The sequence below is a fragment of the Fontibacter flavus genome, assembly GCF_042432905.1.
In the GTDB taxonomy this organism is placed as follows: Bacteria; Bacteroidota; Bacteroidia; order Cytophagales; family Cyclobacteriaceae; genus Fontibacter; species Fontibacter flavus.
On the sequence record NZ_JBHLWI010000009.1, the window covers coordinates 148,853 to 166,203 of the forward strand.

Here is a 17,351-nt window from a genome sequence, read left to right on the forward strand (position 1 = left end):
ATTGGCCGCTTTTTTTGTGCCTAATATTTTTTTAGCTTTAACAAAAAAAGAAATGGTCGATAAACTTTTAAAAGTAGAATGGTTAGGCAAACTGTTGCTTAGAATTGGAATTGCCCTTTATATGTGGTCGGTGGTTTTCCTGTCTTTTAAGTTTGACAAAGATAATCTTTGGATGGCTTTGATCATGGTGTATTTAGTGGTCATTCCAGGTCTCTCTTTGCTTCATTATAAAAATCCCAAAACAGGTATCATTGGCGGGATTGGGTCATTTGTGTTTTTTTTAGCATCGGCAATAGTACTTGTGATCACTGATTTATCCTCCAATATTTCCTGGTCTTTTATTTATCTACATATCATCAAAGATGTCCTTTTGATGTTTGGATCTTTAATTCTGATTGGGGAATCTTTGAAGGAAATGGTAAGAGAGAAAATTACAGCACCTTTTCCTAAACGGTAATTTTACTAAGTGTTTCAACTTCAAATCATACCTTATGAAGTGTATGGTTGGTGTTTTTCTGATATGATCCTTTTCAGAAATTTGTGTTGCCTTGAAAAAAAGTTTTGTGTAAGAATAATAAAAAAAGCGGAATCTCGACTTAGGAATTCCGCTTTTTTAACTTGAGAAATGAATATTTTTTATTTTGGTAAACTCTCCAAGATCATTTTGACCAATTCAGCCTTCTTTTCATTTTTGATCCATCGGGTCACAATGACTAGGTCATTTTCTTCATCTACATAAACCATATTGGTACCTGCGCCAAGGTGAAAGAATGCTGTTTCGGGAGCAGCTGGAATTTCTTTACGATCAATATTCAGGAAATAATTCATAAAACCATAATTGGTCTGAACCGGAGTAGGGGTTCTGGATTTGCTGATCCAATCCTCGGAAATGATCTGTTGGCCATTCCAATTTCCTTTTCTCAAAGTAAGGTAACCAAAGCGGGCCTGGTCATAGGCACTGATAAACAGTCCACCTCCCCAATGGGAGCCTCCGCTGACAGATTGGACAATTTGTCCATCCAATACAATATAAGAGTTTTCATAGCCAGTCCATCTCCAAGAAGGGCTGGCACCGATTTTATCCATCACCTGCTCTTTCAATACCTGTGGCAATGGTTTTCTCCATACATTCAAAATTGCCAAAGCCAGTACATTGACACGGGTATCGTTGTATTTATACACAGTACCAGGTTCATGTCTTTTTCTGCTTAGCCATTCTTCTGAATTTCCCTGAGGTCTATCTGCCCAATCAGGCTTGCCCCATAAGCTTCCTTCCCAATCTGAAGTTTGACGCAACAAATGGTCCCATGTGATCTTACGGTTGTGCTCTGTTCCAAATAGATCGAAAACATCCTCTTCATGAACATGGTCAGCTTTATTTATCATAGCCTTATGTGGTTCAAATGGTATGATTGGGGCCATATAGGGATAGACTAGATCTTTCTCGCTTTTAATCAGTCCTTGGTCAACGGCCAAGCCTACGGTTGTAGACAAAATACTTTTCGCTACACTGAAAGTAAGGTCAACGCGGTATGGGTCACCCCATTTGCCAATCACATAACCTTTGTAGATGATCAGTCCTGCAGCAGCACCCCGATCCCTCATAGGACCTACTGGAAAACCAAAAGGCTCTCTTCCAAAAGCACTTTGGTAATGGGCCAGTTTTAAGTTTTTATCGGCACTGCTTTCTTCCTGAATGGCAAAGTCGATTGCAGCTTTTAATTTAGTGGCCTGAACACCCATTTCCTGGGGAAGTTTTTCTTCCCATTCTCCAAATGGAGGAAAATAATGCTGTTGGGCCAAAGTGGTATGATACGTCAAAACGATGAAAATGGTGAAAATTTTCAATAGGGTGATTTTCATATGATTCTGCTGTTTAATACCCCAATTTAGGTGGAAACTTTTATGAAGAAGCAATTTTTTACAGGATTAACCCTAATTTATTTTTAACTGGTTAGGAATAAAAAGTTAAATTCACTTGTCAAACAATTTATAGATTTATTAGTCTATTTGTTATACCCCATAGTTATGAAGCAAGATCAAAACATATATATCATTGGAGCAGGGCTTTCAGGATTGATTGCAGCCTATGAATTGGAGCAGGCAGGTTTCAGCCCGGTAATATTGGAAGCGTCAGATGGCGTCGGTGGAAGAGTGAGAACTGATGAGTTTAAGGGCTTTTTGTTGGATAGGGGCTTTCAGGTATTATTGACAGCCTATCCTGAAGCTCAAAGATATCTGGATTATGAAGGATTAAATCTTAAGAAGTTTAACCCCGGAGCGGTAATTCTAAAACCAGGCACTGCTTTTTCTATACATGATCCCTTTAGAGCGCCTTCTAAGTTGCTCAGTATGGCTCTATCACCAGTTGGTTCTCTAAAAGATAAACTTAAAATTTTCAAGTTGACCCAGATGCTGAAATCAAAGCGCATAGAGGAAATATTTGAAGAAGAATCTATCACTACAGCTGATTTCTTAAGGAGTTTTGGGTTTTCTGATCAAATCATTGAAAATTTCTTCAAGCCCTTTTTCAAAGGTATTTTCCTTGAAAATGGATTAGAGACATCTTCTAGGATGTTCAAATTTGTTTTTAAAATGTTCTCCCTAGGCCATGCTGCAGTACCTGAAAAGGGTATGCAGCAAATAGCTGAACAGCTAAAGGGCAAGTTGACCAAAACTCAAATAAGACTGAATACACCTGTTAAAACCATTGAGGGATCGCAGATATCCTTGTTATCAGGTGATCAGATTCATGCAGACCGAATCATAATAGCAACAAGACCGGATAAACTTTTGCCTCAACTTAAGGGGCAGTTCAAACCCTACAGAAAGGTTATCAATCTTTATTTTGCGCTTTCCCATTCCTTTATAGCGCAGCCGATGATTGCTTTGGTGCCTGATGATCAGTTTTTGATCAATAACCTTGTTTTTATGACCGATGTAAGCAAAGCTTATAGTCAAAATGGTAAGGCGCTGTTATCCGTATCCATTACCAAAGAAGTAAAAGACATGGATAAACTGTTTAGCTTAGTAGCCATAGAATTAGAGGCCATAACCAAAATCAAAGCAGAACATTTTGAACATATCAAAACTTATGTGATAGATGAAGCATTGCCACAGGTAGAAGATTTGAGTTATCAGCTGCCGGCCACTAATACCAAAGTATATGATGGGGTTTTCCTTGCGGGAGATTATTTATTAAATGGTTCCATCAATGCTGCAATGACAGCAGGTAGGAAGTCGGCAGAAGCAGTTATTTTGAGTATTCAACCTACCTATTGATTGAAAAAGACTGTCGCAATAGCAGGAGCCGGCGGGTATATTGGAAGGTGGTTTATCCATACTTTCAAAAGCAAATACAACATAGTAGCACTGAGCAGGAATGAAGTAAAAAGCAATCCATATCCCGAGGTGGAATGGAGGCAGGTTGAACTGTATTCAATTACGTCAACTATCAATGCATTAAAAGGGGTGGATTATGCCATCTACCTCATTCATTCCATGAGTGCTTCCACAAGGTTAAATCAAGGTTCTTTTGAAGACACTGATCTGTTATTGGCAGATAATTTTGCAAGGGCTTCGGCTGCTAATGGAATTGAGCAAATCCTGTATCTGGGAGGGATTTTACCAAAAGAAGAGGATGAGAGCAGTATTTCACCTCATTTGAAAAGTAGGTTTGAAGTGGAGAGAACTCTGGCTTCCAAAGGAACACCTGTTACGGCGCTACGTGCAGGTATTATCGTCGGACCGGGAGGGTCTTCATTTGAAATGATCCGTAACCTGGTCAATAAGCTCCCTGCTTTGATGTGTCCAAAATGGACTTTATCCCAAACACAGGCTATTTCTCTAAGAGATACGCTGAACATCATGGATCATTGTTTGGGTAATGCGGAGCTTTACAATAGACCCATTGAGATTGGGGCACCGGAAATTCTCACCTATAAAGCCATGATGGAAAAAACAGCCGCTGTGATGGGAAAGAAAAGAGTGATTTTTTCTGTTCCTTTTTTCTCAATTGGCTTTTCTAAGCTATGGGTCAGCTACTTTGGAAAAACTCCCCAAAAACTGGTTTCTCCATTGGTTGAAAGTTTAAAGCATACCCTTACCATATCAGATGAATTGGCATTTAAATCAAAGGATTTGGATTATTTGACCTATGAGGAAAGCGTCAAAATTGCTTTGGAAGGGGGCGGCACTTTTCCTAAGCTCCCCAAATTTAAAGTTGAAAAGAGAGTGGCCAATACGGTCAGGAGTATACAAAGATTGCCCAATACGAGACATCAAAGTGCATTGTGGGTGGCCAATAGGTATAAAGTTTGGTTGCCGACATTTTTCAGGTTATTGATTTATGCAAAAGAAAATGAATTGGATGATTTGGGATTTTATCTGATTGGAATTAGCCGCCCAATGTTACAACTGACTTGGATACCGGATAGGAGTGATGTCAAGCGTCAATTGTTTTACATCACAGGCGGTTGGTTGGTCAAACGTTTTGATTATGGCTGGCTGGAATTCAGGGAAGTTCTTGGTGGTAAATATATGATATCAGCGATCCATGAATTCGTACCCCGTTTACCCTGGTTTATTTATATCCTGACGCAGGCAAAATTACATCTTTGGGTGATGAATAATTTTAGAAAGTACCTGGAGAAATACCGGGAGTGAGCAAGGCAGGAGATTTATTTCCCCATATTGTTTCTATTCCGTGGAATTGATAATAACTTAGTAAGAAAGAAACAACAACAAACCAATTTTATGAAAACTATCCAATTTAGTAACGGAGATCAACTACCAATGATAGGTTTAGGAACTTGGAAATCTAAACCTGGGGAAGTATATCAGGCCGTTCTTTGGGCAATTGAGGCTGGATATAGACACATTGACTGTGCTGCGATTTATGACAATGAGAAAGAAGTGGGAAATGCACTGGAGAAGGCTTTCAAAGATGGTCTCGTAAAAAGGGAAGACATGTTTATTACTTCGAAATTATGGAACAGCTTCCATAGATTGGATGATGTTGGAGCAGGATTAAAAAAAACCTTGAAAGACCTCAAACTGGATTATTTGGATCTTTACCTTATACATTGGCCTATCAGCTTCAAGCTGGGAGTTGGTTTTGCCCAAAAAAGAGAAGATTATTATACATACAGTGATATTCCGCTTAGCCAAACATGGCAAGGCATGGAGCAGTGCCAATCTGCGGGATTGACCAGGCATATTGGAGTATCCAACTTCAATATATCCAAATTGAAGGAAATTGGAAGGAGTTGTACTGTTTTTCCTGAAATGAATCAGGTAGAAATGCATCCTTTTTTACCACAGGAAAAACTTGTAAATTTTTGTAAGGAGCAAAATATGCTCATGACAGCTTATTCACCTCTTGGATCCGGAGATAGATCAACAGCAGTAAAAAAAGAAGATGAACCGAGTTTATTGGGAAATCAAACCGTGAACGAAATTGCTATTAAACATTCCTGTAGCCCGTGTCAGGTTCTGATCGCATTCTCTATAGCAAGAGGAAATGCGGTGATTCCCAAATCAGTGAATAAAGAAAGAATTGCTGAAAACTTCGCTGCTTCTGAGATTACCTTAACCGAAGAGGATATGCATAAACTGATGAATATTGGGACTTCTTATCGATTTGTTGACGGTCGTTTCTTTACAGGTCCTTTTAGCCCTTATAAAATGGAAGATCTTTGGGAGACTGAATAAGACATGATTAAAAGACTGAGAAAACTTAAAAAACTAACACTTTTTCAGATATTGAAGGACAGTATTGTAGACTTCACTTCAGGTGAATCTATGAATTTGGCTGCAGCTACTGCTTTCTATACCATATTCAGTCTTCCTGCCATGTTGATCATTGTACTCAATATAGGGGCTGCTTTTCTTAGCCAATCGGAAATTAAGGATGAACTGTTGGTTCAGGTGGAGGAGCTTGCGGGTGAAGACAGTCGGGAAACTCTTGAAGACGTTATGAACAACTATACGGTAAATCCAGAAGGAACTATTCCGAACGTTGTTGCTATTTTGATTTTGGCTTTCAGTGCCACGACAGTTTTTATCAGTTTGCAAAATGCCATTAACCATATTTGGCATATCCGGGCAAAGCCGGAAAAGGGTCTTCTAAAGTTCGTTGTCAACAGGTTATTGAGCTTTTCACTCGTTGCTTCTATTGGTTTCATCTTGTTGGTTTCCTTGTTGCTGGAGGCTGCATTGGTAATTGTCAGTGAGTATCTGACCGATTTTATTGGAAATATCAACCTTCATCTGGTCACTTTGATCAATTTTACTGTTTCTCAGTTGGTTTTGGTGGTGATCTTTGCTTTGATGTTCAAAATCTTACCCGATGCCAAAGTGAAATGGAAAGACACTTGGTTAGGTGCTATTGTGACGATGGTTTTATTCGGAGTCGGGAAGTATTTAATAGGGATTTACCTTGGTAGTTCAGATTTAGATTCTACTTATGGCGCGGCTGGTTCATTGGCTATTTTGCTTGTTTGGATTTATTATTCGGTGATCATTTTCCTTTTTGGTGGTCAGCTGACGTATTACATAGCAGAAAAATTGGGAGGAAATATCATACCTAAGCCTCAGGCAGTAAAAATTGAGGTCAGGGAAATCAGGTGATCAAATTATAATTGGGGGTAATACTTGGAGGAAATGTTATAGGAGCCTTTTCACAAGGGTTTTCCATTCTTCTTCTAAACTTATATCCGGTCTTTTTTCACCAGCACGTCTATACCAATAATCCGCATTCCAAATATCGCCTTCTTTACGATGTAAGTAGGCATGGATCCTCGCTGAAAGTCTATCAGAGGGACCATCAGCAATATCATGAGCCTTTTGCCAGTCACCTTTGCCATCATACCATAAAGATTCCAACTGCCGTGAAATCCCTTTAGGAGGAAGCTCATTTGCGAAGGACGCTATAAATTCATTGTATGTCATAAAACTGTTTGTTTTTGAGATACTTTCAGAAAAGGGCCAGATTGAAATTTAGCAAATATCCTCTTAGAATGGATAACCAATACCAATATTGAATACGGTTTGTCCTCTTTCCCCAAGAAACTTGTTGAAGAAATTGCCTAAGATAAACCTTTGTCCGATAGGTCTCGCAGGGTCAACTGCTTTGACTCCCATATCCAACCGTAGTACAAGGAAGTCAAAATCCATTCTAAGACCAAGTCCAGTGCCCACTGCAATTTCCCTCCAAAATCGGTTAAACTCAAAGTTTCCCCCTGGTCTGGTTGGATTCTCCTGAAAGGTCCAAGTATTTCCTAGATCAACAAAGAAAGCGCCATCAAAATACCCGTAAATTTTTGACCGAAGTTCAAACATTCCTTCAAAGAGAATATCGCCAGGCTGTTCAAATCTATAGTCAAAGCTGCCATCCTCTCTTATTTCAGGTGTGAAGGATCCAGGACCAAGACGTCTAGGCTGCCATGCCCTGATGCCGGTACTACCACCTGCAAAGAAATATTTTTCATAAGGCAAGACACCATTGCTGATTCCATAAGGTTTCGCCATCCCCAAGTTAAGTCTATAAGCAAATGTCTGTTGTCTTGAAAGCGGAATATATCTTCTAAAATCAGCCTGGAATTTTAGAAACTGGAAATAGGCCAGGCTTCTTTCTTCTATAAATTCTCTCTTGACAAAATTTAAACTGGTTCCCCCACTTTCTACAAAAATGCGCAATAAGGAGGCTTTGTTCCTTTGGAAAGCACCATATTGATTGAAATTGAAAATTACCTGGCCAGAAACACTACTCACAAAGGAGGGAAGGAAAGAGTTGATCAGATTATTTCCTTGGTTTTGAAGACCTTCTAAAAGTTCTCTGAAATCATTGCCCAAATTTGAACGGATGAAGTTAGCATCAAGGGCATTGATGGTGTACTGTTGTCGGAGATTTCTGGTGTTCCAGTTATAACTGATAATCCCATTAACACTTTCTCTGATATACTCAGGTCGGTTGACATAATTATAACCGATCAGGGTTCTAGTTCTTGGATTATACCTGCCAAATTTTTGAAGAGAATTGGAACTTAATGGAAATAGGAATTGAGGAAAAATCACAGAGGCTGAGGTGTTCAGTTCCCGACTCCTGAAAACCCCGCCTTCTCCAGTGGCGGATACAACACCTTCCAAACCAGCTCTAAAGAACAGTTCGAATATTTCTGCACCTCTGAAAAGGTTCCTGTTTCTTAAAGAATGGCTAAAAAATGGTCCTGGAACCTGTTCAGTAATACTTGCACCCAGCTGATTGGTAACTTGATATTTTTGGTTGGGTTGGGTGAAAATTTTTGGTTTGAGGACATTACCAAGCGTGTCGAATGCAATATTGACAAATCGGAAAAGATCCAAGTTGGCCAGCTGTCTCTGGGTTTCAATGACATTGGTTCTATTGTAAAGATCACCCTTATTTAAAAAGATTCTAGATGCGATTATTTTTTCCGAATACCTGTCATCATAAAGGTCAAAATTGATGTCTCGATAAACCGAGTTTTCACTGTTATCAATAAAGTCACTTGAAGGAGGGTCTATGGAAAAGTAAGTGGAATCTAGGTAGTAAACCTGGTGATTGTCTGCATATATTGGTTTTCTGATCAGTTGTTCAATTTTAACATTTTTTTCAACCGTGTCCTTATACACATTGTATTCAATATAGGATCTAGAAAAAGTATAATAACCATTTTCCTTCAGAATATCCTCGACTCTTTGTCTCTCTCTGGATATGGCTGTCTGGTCGTAATTTTTATTGATTTTTATATTTGATTTCTCCTGATTTTTTAAAATTATCTCATAAATATTTTCATCATCAGATCGGGTGTAAAAAGAATCAACTAAATAGGGACTGTTTTCTACAATAAAATAAGTTACGCTGGCTTTTTTGTTTTTCTTTTTCACCTCATAACTTGTGCTGGCATCAAAATACCCGTTATTGTATAAAAAGAAAGTGATCTGCCTACTGCTTTCCTCAGTTTTGGCACTATCGTAGATAACCCTTGGGTTACCGGTCCTCATAAAGAAATTTCCATATTCCAGCTTTCTCTCAAGGGAAGTAAGATTGCTATTAATACGGTTTAATCTTTTCCTGTCTAATTTGCTCAGTTCTTCAACTTCGGTTTCCTTAGATAATAATTTTTCTTTTTCTTGCTCATAATCTTTCATTTTGTCAACTACTTTTGACCTGTCAAAGGTCCATTCTCCAAACCTGTAGACAGAAACCCCAACCGAAGTGTTCAAGAATGGAATCCTGGTATTCGGGCTTTGTCTGGCCAAATCCTGTAAATCTGATTTTGGAACCTTTTTGGCCCCTTTAATTTCTATATCATAAAGCAAATATTCCCCTTCCTTGAGCCCTTTGGTCAAAGAACAGGAAGAAATTAAAAAAAGCAGAAAAAGAAAGTTTATATATTTGGCCTTATTCACTACTTGGCAATTAACCTAATGTTAAGCAAAAATACGCTTAAGTTTATTAAATCCTTGCAACAGAAAAAATTCCGGAAACAAGAACAGGCTTTTTTTGTAGAAGGAAGTAAAAATGTAACGGAATTATTACAATCAGATTTTGTTGTGACCCATCTTTTGTGTACAACAAAGTATGAAGAAGAGCATTCCGGATTGCTTGCATATTTTAAAGGAGAGACTTTTGAAGTAAATCAAAAAACACTGGAGTCTGTCGGGACCTTTCAATCCAATGACAGTGCCTTAGCAGTAGCCAAAATCAAATCCAATACTGAATTTGAACTCGATTCAAAAGAATGGGTCCTTGCCCTTGATGATGTCCGTGATCCCGGGAATTTGGGTACAATTATACGCATTGCTGATTGGTATGGTATTCAGAAATTGGTATTGTCGAATGAGTCTGCGGATTTTTATAATCCTAAAGTACTTCATGCCAGTATGGGAAGCTTTTCGAGAATACAGTTTTATTACACAGATTTACAAAAGTATTTAGCTAAAACAGAGCTGCCGATTTATGGAGCATTTTTGGAAGGTGAAAATATTTACAACATGGATTTTGGATCAGGTGGAGTTATTGTGATGGGAAATGAGTCCAATGGAGTATCTCCTGAGGTTGAAAAACTGGTCAGCCATAAACTGACGATACCTCGTTTTGGCAATGCAGAATCTTTAAATGTAGCAATTGCCACATCCATTTTCTGTGACAATGTAAGAAGACAACAATACCTGAAAAGCGCTAAATAATAATCCAAAATGTCAAGAATCAGAGAAACCTTAAAAAAAGTTGGATTCAATACCTTCTTCTTTTTGCTTGTAGGGATGATTTTTCTGGCAAAAGCTTTTCCAGAGTGGGGAACTGAAGAAAGCCCGCTTCCATTGAAATCCATTACCGGTGTTGGTATTTCTTTTATTTTCTTCTTTTATGGCGTCAAACTTAGTCCCCAAAAGCTAAAAGAAGGATTATCCAATTGGAAGTTACATTTGGTTGTTCAATCCACCACTTTTTTAGTTTTTCCTTTGGTGGTTTTGTTGTTCTATGCCATTTGGGGTCATCCTGACAGTTACCTTTGGTTAGGTACTTTCTATCTTGCCGCACTACCTTCTACCGTTTCTTCTTCTGTAGTCATGGTTTCAATCGCAGGTGGGAATTTACCTGCAGCCATATTCAATGCAAGTATATCAAGTATGGTAGGGATTTTCATTACCCCTTTATGGATGGATCTGATGTTGCCAGAAACGGCCATGTCTTTTGACCTTACTGATACTTTTATAAAATTGAGTTTACAGGTTTTATTTCCTGTCATTATCGGGTTGATGTTACACTCCCGCTTAATCAAATTTGTCAACAAGTATCAAACAGCCTTGAAGAATTTTGATCAGGGAATTATTTTACTGATTGTTTTCACAGCTTTCGCAGAGTCCTTTGCCGAAAATATGTTTGAAGGCCATAGTGCAGGTGCATTAATAGGTTTGGGGGCACTGATGTTAGCTTTCTTTTTCTTGATGATGGGTCTGATGTACCTGATTTCAGGCCTCTTGAAATTCAATCGGCCTGATATGATTACAGTTATTTTCTGCGGAAGTAAAAAATCATTGGTTCAGGGTGCCGTTATGGGAAGGGTGATGTTTCCTGACCCTGTTGTTTTTGGCGTTATTCTGCTGCCCCTGATGGTATATCATGCCCTGCAACTAATGGCCGGTTCGGCTATTGCCCAGAGATTGGGGGAGAAGGAGAGGGGGAATTGATAATTACTAATTACTAATTACTTATTACCAATAACCAATAACCAATTTTCAAAATTCAAAATCCAAAATCAAATCATCAATTTCCAATAACTAATCACTAATATCCAATCGCTAATTTCAGGTAATGGAGAAGAAGTAACCAATACCTTTAATCGTTATGATCTTAACATTTGGATCTGTTTTAAGGTAATCCCTCAATTTGGTAATATAAACATCCAGATTTCTCGAATTGAAATAGCTGTCATCTCCCCATAAATTCAATAAGATGTCTTTCCGTTCTGTAGTCTGGTTTTTGTTTTCCAGCAACATACTTAAAATCCCAGCCTCTTTATGGGATAGCCTTCTGATTTCTCCATTCTGGCTTTTTAATTCATACTTGGTAGGGCTGAAAATATAGGTACCAAAAACTATCTCCTGTTTACCCAATTGGTTTTGACTGTTGGTCAAATTGAGTAGGTTTTCAATCCTGACGATTAATTCTTCCAGACTAAATGGTTTTTTGAGGTAATCATTGCCACCGTATTGGAAGCCTTTGACAACATCTTCTACCTGGCTTTTGGCAGTAAGGAAAATGATCGGTATCTGAGGAGAAAGGTTTCTGATGGCTTTTGCCAATGAAAATCCATCCATTTTTGGCAACATGATATCCAGCACGCAGATATCAGCCTTGACTTCTTGAAATAGGCCTAAGGCAGTAATCCCGTCTTCAGCCATGATCACCTCATAACTTCTGCTCTTTAGGCTTTCCTTAACTATTTTGCCCAAAGCAGGCTCATCTTCCACATACAAAATCCTGATCATCTTTTTTGAAAATAAACAGTGAATACAGATCCTTGTCCAACTGATGATTCCAAAATAATTTTTCCTTTGTGGGTTCTGACTATTTCGGAAACCTGAGCCAATCCCAGGCCATATCCTTTTACATCATGGACATCATCCTGTGGAACCCGGATAAATTTCTCGAATATTTCTTTTTGGTAAGCCTCAGGAATTCCAATACCCTTGTCTTTAAGCTGAAGGCTGATTTTATTGCCTGTTTCTGAAAGCTTTACCTCAATTTCCTTTTCCTCCTTACTGTATTTAATGGCATTATCCAGCAAATTGTAAATGACCAATCCGATCTGTTCATCATTTCCGATAATTTTAAAGGATTTTCCGACCTTTTCATATCGGAATTTGAATTGCCTTGACTCAAGAATTGGTTTAAATGACTGGATTTTGTTTTCTAGTATATAATCAAGATCAATTTCTTTAAACAGAACTTTTTCTTCCTTTTCCCAACTACTGGAAATCAGAATTTTTTCAGCCATGTCAGTCAATCTTTTCAGTTCGTTTTTGGCGATCTCAATGTATTCTTTTCTAGTATCAATTCTTTCATTTGCGCCAAAGTTTTCCAATGATTCCAGGACGATGGATACAGTGGAAACTGGAGTTTTTAATTCATGGGTGATATTGCTGATGATGTCGTTTTTCAAAAGGTTAAGTTTTTGCTGCTTGAGCAGATTCCTGTACATGGAAAATAAGGCCCAGCTGATAAACATCACAACTAAGAATGCAAATATGGAAGGTACAATCATTTTCCGGTAGATAAACCATTTATAATCCGTCAGGTATCCCTGTATTCTAGTCCCAAATGGAACTCTTATATCTTCCAATGTCATCACATTTGCTGGAAGTAAAGGTATGGAATCCAAAAAATGGTGTTTTCTAACTTTAGCCTGAACATCATACCCCCTTGAAGTAAGCTCTTGGTTGAATTTTGCTTCAATATCTTCAGCTTCCAGAGATTCTTCCTGCATTCGGAAGGTGAATTTCCGGCCATCACCCAAGCTGTCAATTCCCTGCATCAATGGTCTAAAAATAGCCCTTAAGGAGTCTGCCTGGAAATCATTGCCTCCAGTAATTACTTTGATTTGCCTATTGACATGACCGGGTTTTTCAGGAAAGTTTTCTTCTCTAAGTACTTCGATCCGTATAGCCTTTTTTACTGTATCAGGAATGATTGGTTTTGCAATTTGACTCGTAACGAAAACTGTATCCGGAACTCCATCTATAAAAACGGGAGTCATTTTGCTTAACACCAATGAGTCCATCATATCGGTAACTGTATTTGCAAAAAGTAGGACTGCTTCTTGTTTAAGGCTTGTTTGATAGTCTTTAAAAACAGATTTTAGCCAAAATAGCTGAATAAGGACAAGTACCAAGATACTGCCGATCATCCATCCCAAATACAATTTGTTTTTGTTTTGCATATGACAAATATATTCTCTTTTTCAGGCCAATTGAGAAAACATTAACCTTAATTAACCTTGTATTCAGGTTGCTTAACCTAGAAAAGTGATGATCTTCTGTACTTTTGGATTATAAAAATTCCATAGTCATGAAAAAATACCTTATAGCCGCTTTTGTATGTGCCTCTTGGGCATTTATATCCAATCAAATAGACCAAGGTGTCATTACTTATACTACTAAAGTCAATATGCACAAACGTATACCTTCCGAGCAGGAAGAAATGAAAAAAATGATTCCTGAATTCAACAGCAGTCAGCAGATGCTCATTTTTGATGAATTAACCAGCTTGTTCAAGGCATTGCCTGTTGATGAAAACCCATTTGATCAGGGGCCTGGTGCAGGTGGTCAAAGAATGGTGATGAGGGTGATGATGCAAGATGAAATCTTTCTGGATAGAGATGCTGATATGGTGACCCAACTGAGGGAGTTTATGGGTAAAAAATATATTATAAAAAAGGATGCCAATAGGATTCCCTGGAAATTAGGCCAAGAAACAAAAGAGGTAAATGGGTTTTTATGCAGAAATGCGACCTATAAAGATGAAAATGAAAGAGAAATAACAGCTTGGTATACAGAAGAAATCAGGCTGCCCATTGGACCTCAAAATTTTTATGGATTACCCGGATTGATTCTTGAAGTTGCAATCAACACCGATGAAGTGGTCATTACTGCTGAAAAAATTGACATAAGGGCACTCAAGAAAAATGAACTCAGGGAACCAAAAGGCGGACAGGAAATTTCAGATGAGGATTATCGGGCAATGGTAGAGGAGCAAATGGAAAAAATGGGAGCGCAGAGAGGGCAGGGGGGATTCAGGATGATGATTCGGAATTGAGATAGGAAGCAAGAAACAAGAAACGATTTAAAATCAGATCCCTCTTTTTTAGATAAGTAAAAATTTTTACCACCATTAATCCTATGCTGAAGATATTTCTAGTAGTCTTAATTATGTTTTTGACCAGTGTTCAGGTGTCTGCCCAGACCCAAAGATGGTTGGTGTCAGGAACCGTCATGGACAAGGAAGGTAAAGCACTATCATCCGCAACCATTACGCTTTTGGACCCTAAAGATTCTACTTTGGTGACCTTTGGGGTAAGCAATCCCTCCGGATATTTTGAAATAAAAAACCTAAGGGAAGATGATTTGTTGCTTCAGATATCTTTCGTGGGTTTTTCCCCTTATTCAAAACCCATCAAAAAACCCACAGCAATAAATCTATTGGAATTGGGTGAAATTCTGCTCGAGGAAAAAACAGCCGATCTGGATGAGTTTACTGTGGAAGCTGTAGCACCGGTGACCATCAAAAAAGACACTGTTGAGTTTAATGCTGATTCCTTCAAAACCCTCCCAAATGCCAATGTTGAGGACCTGTTGAAGAGACTACCAGGTGTGGAAATTGATAGTGATGGCAATATCAAAGCTCAGGGGGAAACAGTGAGAAGGATTATGGTTGATGGCAAAGAGTTTTTTGGAAATGATCCCAAACTCGCCACTAAAAATCTCCTTGCTGAAGCAATTGATAAAGTTCAGGTTTATGATAGGAAATCCGATCAGGCTCAATTTACTGGAATTGATGATGGACAGCGTGAAAAAACCATTAACCTGCAATTAAAAGATAGCCATAAGAAGGGGTATTTTGGTAATCTTCAGGGAGGCTATGGTACTGACAACCGATATGGAATTCGTGGAAATATCAATAAGTTTACAGATAAGCAACAGCTATCTTTTTTAGGAATGTCCAATAATACCAATGAGCAGGGCTTCTCCATCGAAGATTATATTAATTTTCAAGGAGGAATCCAAGGATTTGGAGGTGGTGGCGGAATGGTCAGGATTACAGTAGGAGGACCGGGAGGTGGCCAAAGTCCGATACCTTTGAACAACGGTCAAAGGGTAAATGGGATCATGAACAGTCACGCCTTTGGCACCAATCTCAACCGGGATTTTAATAAAAACACCCAAATGAGAAGCAGTTATTTTTTCAATCTGATTGACCATCAAATTTCTCAAAATACTGACAGACTCAATTTCTTTCCCAATGGTGATTTCATCTTCAATGAAAACAGCAGACAGGATAATATGAATGCCAACCATCGGTTAAACTTGATCATTGACCATAAAATAGACAGTCTCAATTCGTTTAGATCAACGTCCAATGGGCAATTTACCCAAACAGATAGGGTGAGTAACAGTATTACCAGCAATACAGATTTGGAGGGAAATCTTTTGAATAGGGGAGAAAGGACGAATATCACTACTGGAGACAGTTATCAGGCCAATAGCGAATTCCTCTACAGACATAGGTTTGGTAAAGCAGGAAGGACCATATCTGCCAATTTTAATTTCGGATATAATCTGTCTGATTTTGAAGGAAGCCTTTATGCTGAAAATGAGTTTTTCGGGAACAACTCCAGTACTGAAATTATCCGGCAACAGAATTCCCAAAACAATTCTGCCTTGAATTATGGAACAAATATTTCCTATACCGAACCTTTGGGTGGTAGGAAGTACCTGGAATTAGTTTATAATTTGAGGCAAAACCACAACAAAGTAGACAGGCAAGTCTTTGATTGGGAAGGCGAGACAATGGTCTTTAATCAGGCATTGAGTAATAGGTTTAACAGCTTATATACTTTTCATAGACCAGGGGCAAACATTTCCTATAACGGTGGGAAATATAACCTTGTGGCTGGGGTAGCATTGCAGGCTACTAGCTTAAAAGGGGAGTTGCTCTTATTAGACGAGATAGTCAACAATAGTTTTGAGAATGTTTTGCCCAGTATGCGGGTGAATTATAGTTTCAGTAACACCAAAAATCTGATGTTCAATTATCAGACTTCAGTGACAGAACCAAGTATTGAGCAATTGCAGCCTGTTATCAATAATGCTGATCCACTGAATATTTATGTCGGTAATCCAGAGTTAAAACCAGCTTATGTCCATAGCTGGAGGCTAAATTACAATAGTTTTGACATGGGGAGATTTGTAAATCTCTTTGCAAATGCCTTTGTGAATTATACAGAAAATGCCATGGTCAATTCACAGCGTATCGATGATAGGCAGGTCAGAACTATTACGCCTGTGAATGTGAAAAACAACCTGATGGCAAGCGGTAATCTTAATTTTGGATTTCCAATCAAGCCACTTAACAGTCGGTTTAACATAGGGCCAAGCTTGATGTATAACCAAGGGGTGAATCTGATTAATGATGTAGAGGATATCATCAAGATCAATAATCTCGGGGGAAATATCAGGTATGATTACAATTGGAAAGAATTTGTAAATGTTGGTCTTTCTGCCAATTTTAGCAGACAGAGCACTTCTTACGATTTTAACCCTCAGCAAAACCAACTCTTTTTCAATCAAAACTTCAATGCTGAATTGGGCATCAATTTCCTTCAGCATTATACCTTAGCAGGAAATTTCAACTATTTAGTATATAAGTCCAGAACTACAGATTTTAATGAATCCATTCCGATCCTAAATATTTCATTCAGTAGATTTGTGATGAAAAATAGAGCTGGAGAAATCAAATTATCCGGTCAGAACCTGCTCAATCAAAATGTTGGTGTGTCTCAACGGGCAGATGTTAACTTTATAGAACAAACAGTGACCAATAATCTCGGAAGGATCGTAATGTTAAGCTTAACTTATAAGCTCAACAGCCGGTTGAATCCTATGAATAACCTGACAAGACCAGGTGGAGGTGGTATGCGGATGATGCGTATGATCAATTGATGGTCAATTATGAGCCTCAGATGATTCTTTTTGGTCCTTTTTCTTTTCCTTTTTTGGTAAGAAGAGTGAAAAAATAAAACCAAAACCCACAATTAAGTGAAGTAATA

Annotated in this window: 14 protein-coding genes; 9 read left to right on the forward strand and 5 right to left on the reverse strand. The window is 38.4% G+C overall.

Annotated features, from left to right (window positions below; translation table 11 throughout):
- Positions 1-52: 52 nt before the first annotated feature.
- A complete protein-coding gene (locus tag ACFFIP_RS05225) occupies positions 53-457 on the forward strand; it encodes a hypothetical protein (RefSeq protein ID WP_382386516.1) in 405 nt (134 codons plus the stop codon).
- Between the two features lie 179 nt (positions 458-636).
- On the opposite strand, the gene ACFFIP_RS05230 is transcribed toward ACFFIP_RS05225, so the two are convergent.
- Positions 637-1,863 (reverse strand): serine hydrolase domain-containing protein, encoded by a 1,227-nt coding sequence (locus ACFFIP_RS05230; RefSeq protein WP_382386517.1) that lies wholly within the window; start codon positions 1,861-1,863, stop codon positions 637-639.
- Between the two features lie 165 nt (positions 1,864-2,028).
- On the opposite strand from ACFFIP_RS05230, the gene ACFFIP_RS05235 reads away from it, so the two are divergent.
- The 4 genes from ACFFIP_RS05235 (at position 2,029) to ACFFIP_RS05250 (ending at position 6,630) form a co-directional block, all read left to right on the forward strand.
- A complete protein-coding gene (locus ACFFIP_RS05235) occupies positions 2,029-3,282 on the forward strand; it encodes a protoporphyrinogen/coproporphyrinogen oxidase (protein ID WP_382386518.1) in 1,254 nt (417 codons plus the stop codon).
- On the forward strand, positions 3,283-4,665 hold the full coding sequence (locus ACFFIP_RS05240) for an NmrA family NAD(P)-binding protein (RefSeq protein ID WP_382386519.1): 1,383 nt from the start codon (positions 3,283-3,285) through the stop codon (positions 4,663-4,665).
- A gap of 90 nt (positions 4,666-4,755) precedes the next feature.
- Positions 4,756-5,712, forward strand: a complete 957-nt coding sequence (locus ACFFIP_RS05245) for an aldo/keto reductase (RefSeq protein WP_382386520.1) — start codon at positions 4,756-4,758, stop codon at positions 5,710-5,712.
- 3 nt (positions 5,713-5,715) lie between these two features.
- Positions 5,716-6,630 carry a YihY/virulence factor BrkB family protein gene (locus tag ACFFIP_RS05250; RefSeq protein ID WP_382386521.1) on the forward strand — a complete coding sequence of 305 codons (915 nt, stop codon included), beginning with the start codon at positions 5,716-5,718 and terminating at the stop codon, positions 6,628-6,630.
- A 36-nt stretch (positions 6,631-6,666) separates the two neighbouring features.
- On the opposite strand, the gene ACFFIP_RS05255 is transcribed toward ACFFIP_RS05250, so the two are convergent.
- Both ACFFIP_RS05255 and tamL read right to left on the reverse strand, forming a co-directional pair.
- Positions 6,667-6,951, reverse strand: coding sequence for a hypothetical protein (locus tag ACFFIP_RS05255; RefSeq protein ID WP_382386522.1), 285 nt, complete (start codon positions 6,949-6,951; stop codon positions 6,667-6,669).
- Between the two features lie 63 nt (positions 6,952-7,014).
- Positions 7,015-9,432: a translocation and assembly module lipoprotein TamL gene (gene tamL / locus ACFFIP_RS05260; protein WP_446685324.1), complete on the reverse strand. Its 2,418-nt coding sequence runs from the start codon at positions 9,430-9,432 to the stop codon at positions 7,015-7,017.
- An 18-nt stretch (positions 9,433-9,450) separates the two neighbouring features.
- On the opposite strand from tamL, the gene ACFFIP_RS05265 reads away from it, so the two are divergent.
- Positions 9,451-10,212, forward strand: a complete 762-nt coding sequence (locus ACFFIP_RS05265) for a TrmH family RNA methyltransferase (protein ID WP_382386524.1) — start codon at positions 9,451-9,453, stop codon at positions 10,210-10,212.
- Between the two features lie 9 nt (positions 10,213-10,221).
- A complete protein-coding gene (locus ACFFIP_RS05270; RefSeq protein WP_382386525.1) occupies positions 10,222-11,214 on the forward strand; it encodes a bile acid:sodium symporter family protein in 993 nt (330 codons plus the stop codon).
- A gap of 117 nt (positions 11,215-11,331) precedes the next feature.
- On the opposite strand, the gene ACFFIP_RS05275 is transcribed toward ACFFIP_RS05270, so the two are convergent.
- Both ACFFIP_RS05275 and ACFFIP_RS05280 read right to left on the reverse strand, forming a co-directional pair.
- A complete protein-coding gene (locus tag ACFFIP_RS05275) occupies positions 11,332-12,015 on the reverse strand; it encodes a response regulator transcription factor (protein WP_382386526.1) in 684 nt (227 codons plus the stop codon).
- Entirely contained in the window at positions 12,012-13,466 is a 1,455-nt protein-coding gene (locus ACFFIP_RS05280; protein WP_382386527.1) for a sensor histidine kinase, read from the reverse strand. Before ACFFIP_RS05280 ends, ACFFIP_RS05275 begins: the two co-directional genes overlap by 4 nt.
- Before the next feature lie 128 nt (positions 13,467-13,594).
- Between ACFFIP_RS05280 and ACFFIP_RS05285 the strand changes: the two genes are divergently transcribed.
- Both ACFFIP_RS05285 and ACFFIP_RS05290 read left to right on the forward strand, forming a co-directional pair.
- Positions 13,595-14,341, forward strand: a complete 747-nt coding sequence (locus tag ACFFIP_RS05285; RefSeq protein WP_382386528.1) for a GLPGLI family protein — start codon at positions 13,595-13,597, stop codon at positions 14,339-14,341.
- Positions 14,342-14,424: 83 nt separating this feature from the next.
- Positions 14,425-17,244, forward strand: a complete 2,820-nt coding sequence (locus ACFFIP_RS05290; protein ID WP_382386529.1) for an outer membrane beta-barrel protein — start codon at positions 14,425-14,427, stop codon at positions 17,242-17,244.
- Positions 17,245-17,351 lie beyond the last annotated feature (107 nt).

Excerpts from the sequence above, each read along its gene's own strand:
- ACFFIP_RS05225 (WP_382386516.1), top strand. The coding sequence starts at position 53 with ATGGTCGATAAACTTTTAAAAGTAGAATGGTTAGGCAAACTGTTGCTT.
- ACFFIP_RS05265 (WP_382386524.1), top strand. The coding sequence starts at position 9,451 with ATGTTAAGCAAAAATACGCTTAAGTTTATTAAATCCTTGCAACAGAAA.
- ACFFIP_RS05255 (WP_382386522.1), bottom strand. The coding sequence starts at position 6,951 with ATGACATACAATGAATTTATAGCGTCCTTCGCAAATGAGCTTCCTCCT.
- ACFFIP_RS05290 (WP_382386529.1), top strand. The coding sequence starts at position 14,425 with ATGCTGAAGATATTTCTAGTAGTCTTAATTATGTTTTTGACCAGTGTT.
- ACFFIP_RS05235 (WP_382386518.1), top strand. The coding sequence starts at position 2,029 with ATGAAGCAAGATCAAAACATATATATCATTGGAGCAGGGCTTTCAGGA.
- ACFFIP_RS05270 (WP_382386525.1), top strand. The coding sequence starts at position 10,222 with ATGTCAAGAATCAGAGAAACCTTAAAAAAAGTTGGATTCAATACCTTC.
- ACFFIP_RS05280 (WP_382386527.1), bottom strand. The coding sequence starts at position 13,466 with ATGCAAAACAAAAACAAATTGTATTTGGGATGGATGATCGGCAGTATC.
- ACFFIP_RS05275 (WP_382386526.1), bottom strand. The coding sequence starts at position 12,015 with ATGATCAGGATTTTGTATGTGGAAGATGAGCCTGCTTTGGGCAAAATA.
- ACFFIP_RS05245 (WP_382386520.1), top strand. The coding sequence starts at position 4,756 with ATGAAAACTATCCAATTTAGTAACGGAGATCAACTACCAATGATAGGT.
- ACFFIP_RS05230 (WP_382386517.1), bottom strand. The coding sequence starts at position 1,863 with ATGAAAATCACCCTATTGAAAATTTTCACCATTTTCATCGTTTTGACG.
- ACFFIP_RS05250 (WP_382386521.1), top strand. The coding sequence starts at position 5,716 with ATGATTAAAAGACTGAGAAAACTTAAAAAACTAACACTTTTTCAGATA.
- ACFFIP_RS05285 (WP_382386528.1), top strand. The coding sequence starts at position 13,595 with ATGAAAAAATACCTTATAGCCGCTTTTGTATGTGCCTCTTGGGCATTT.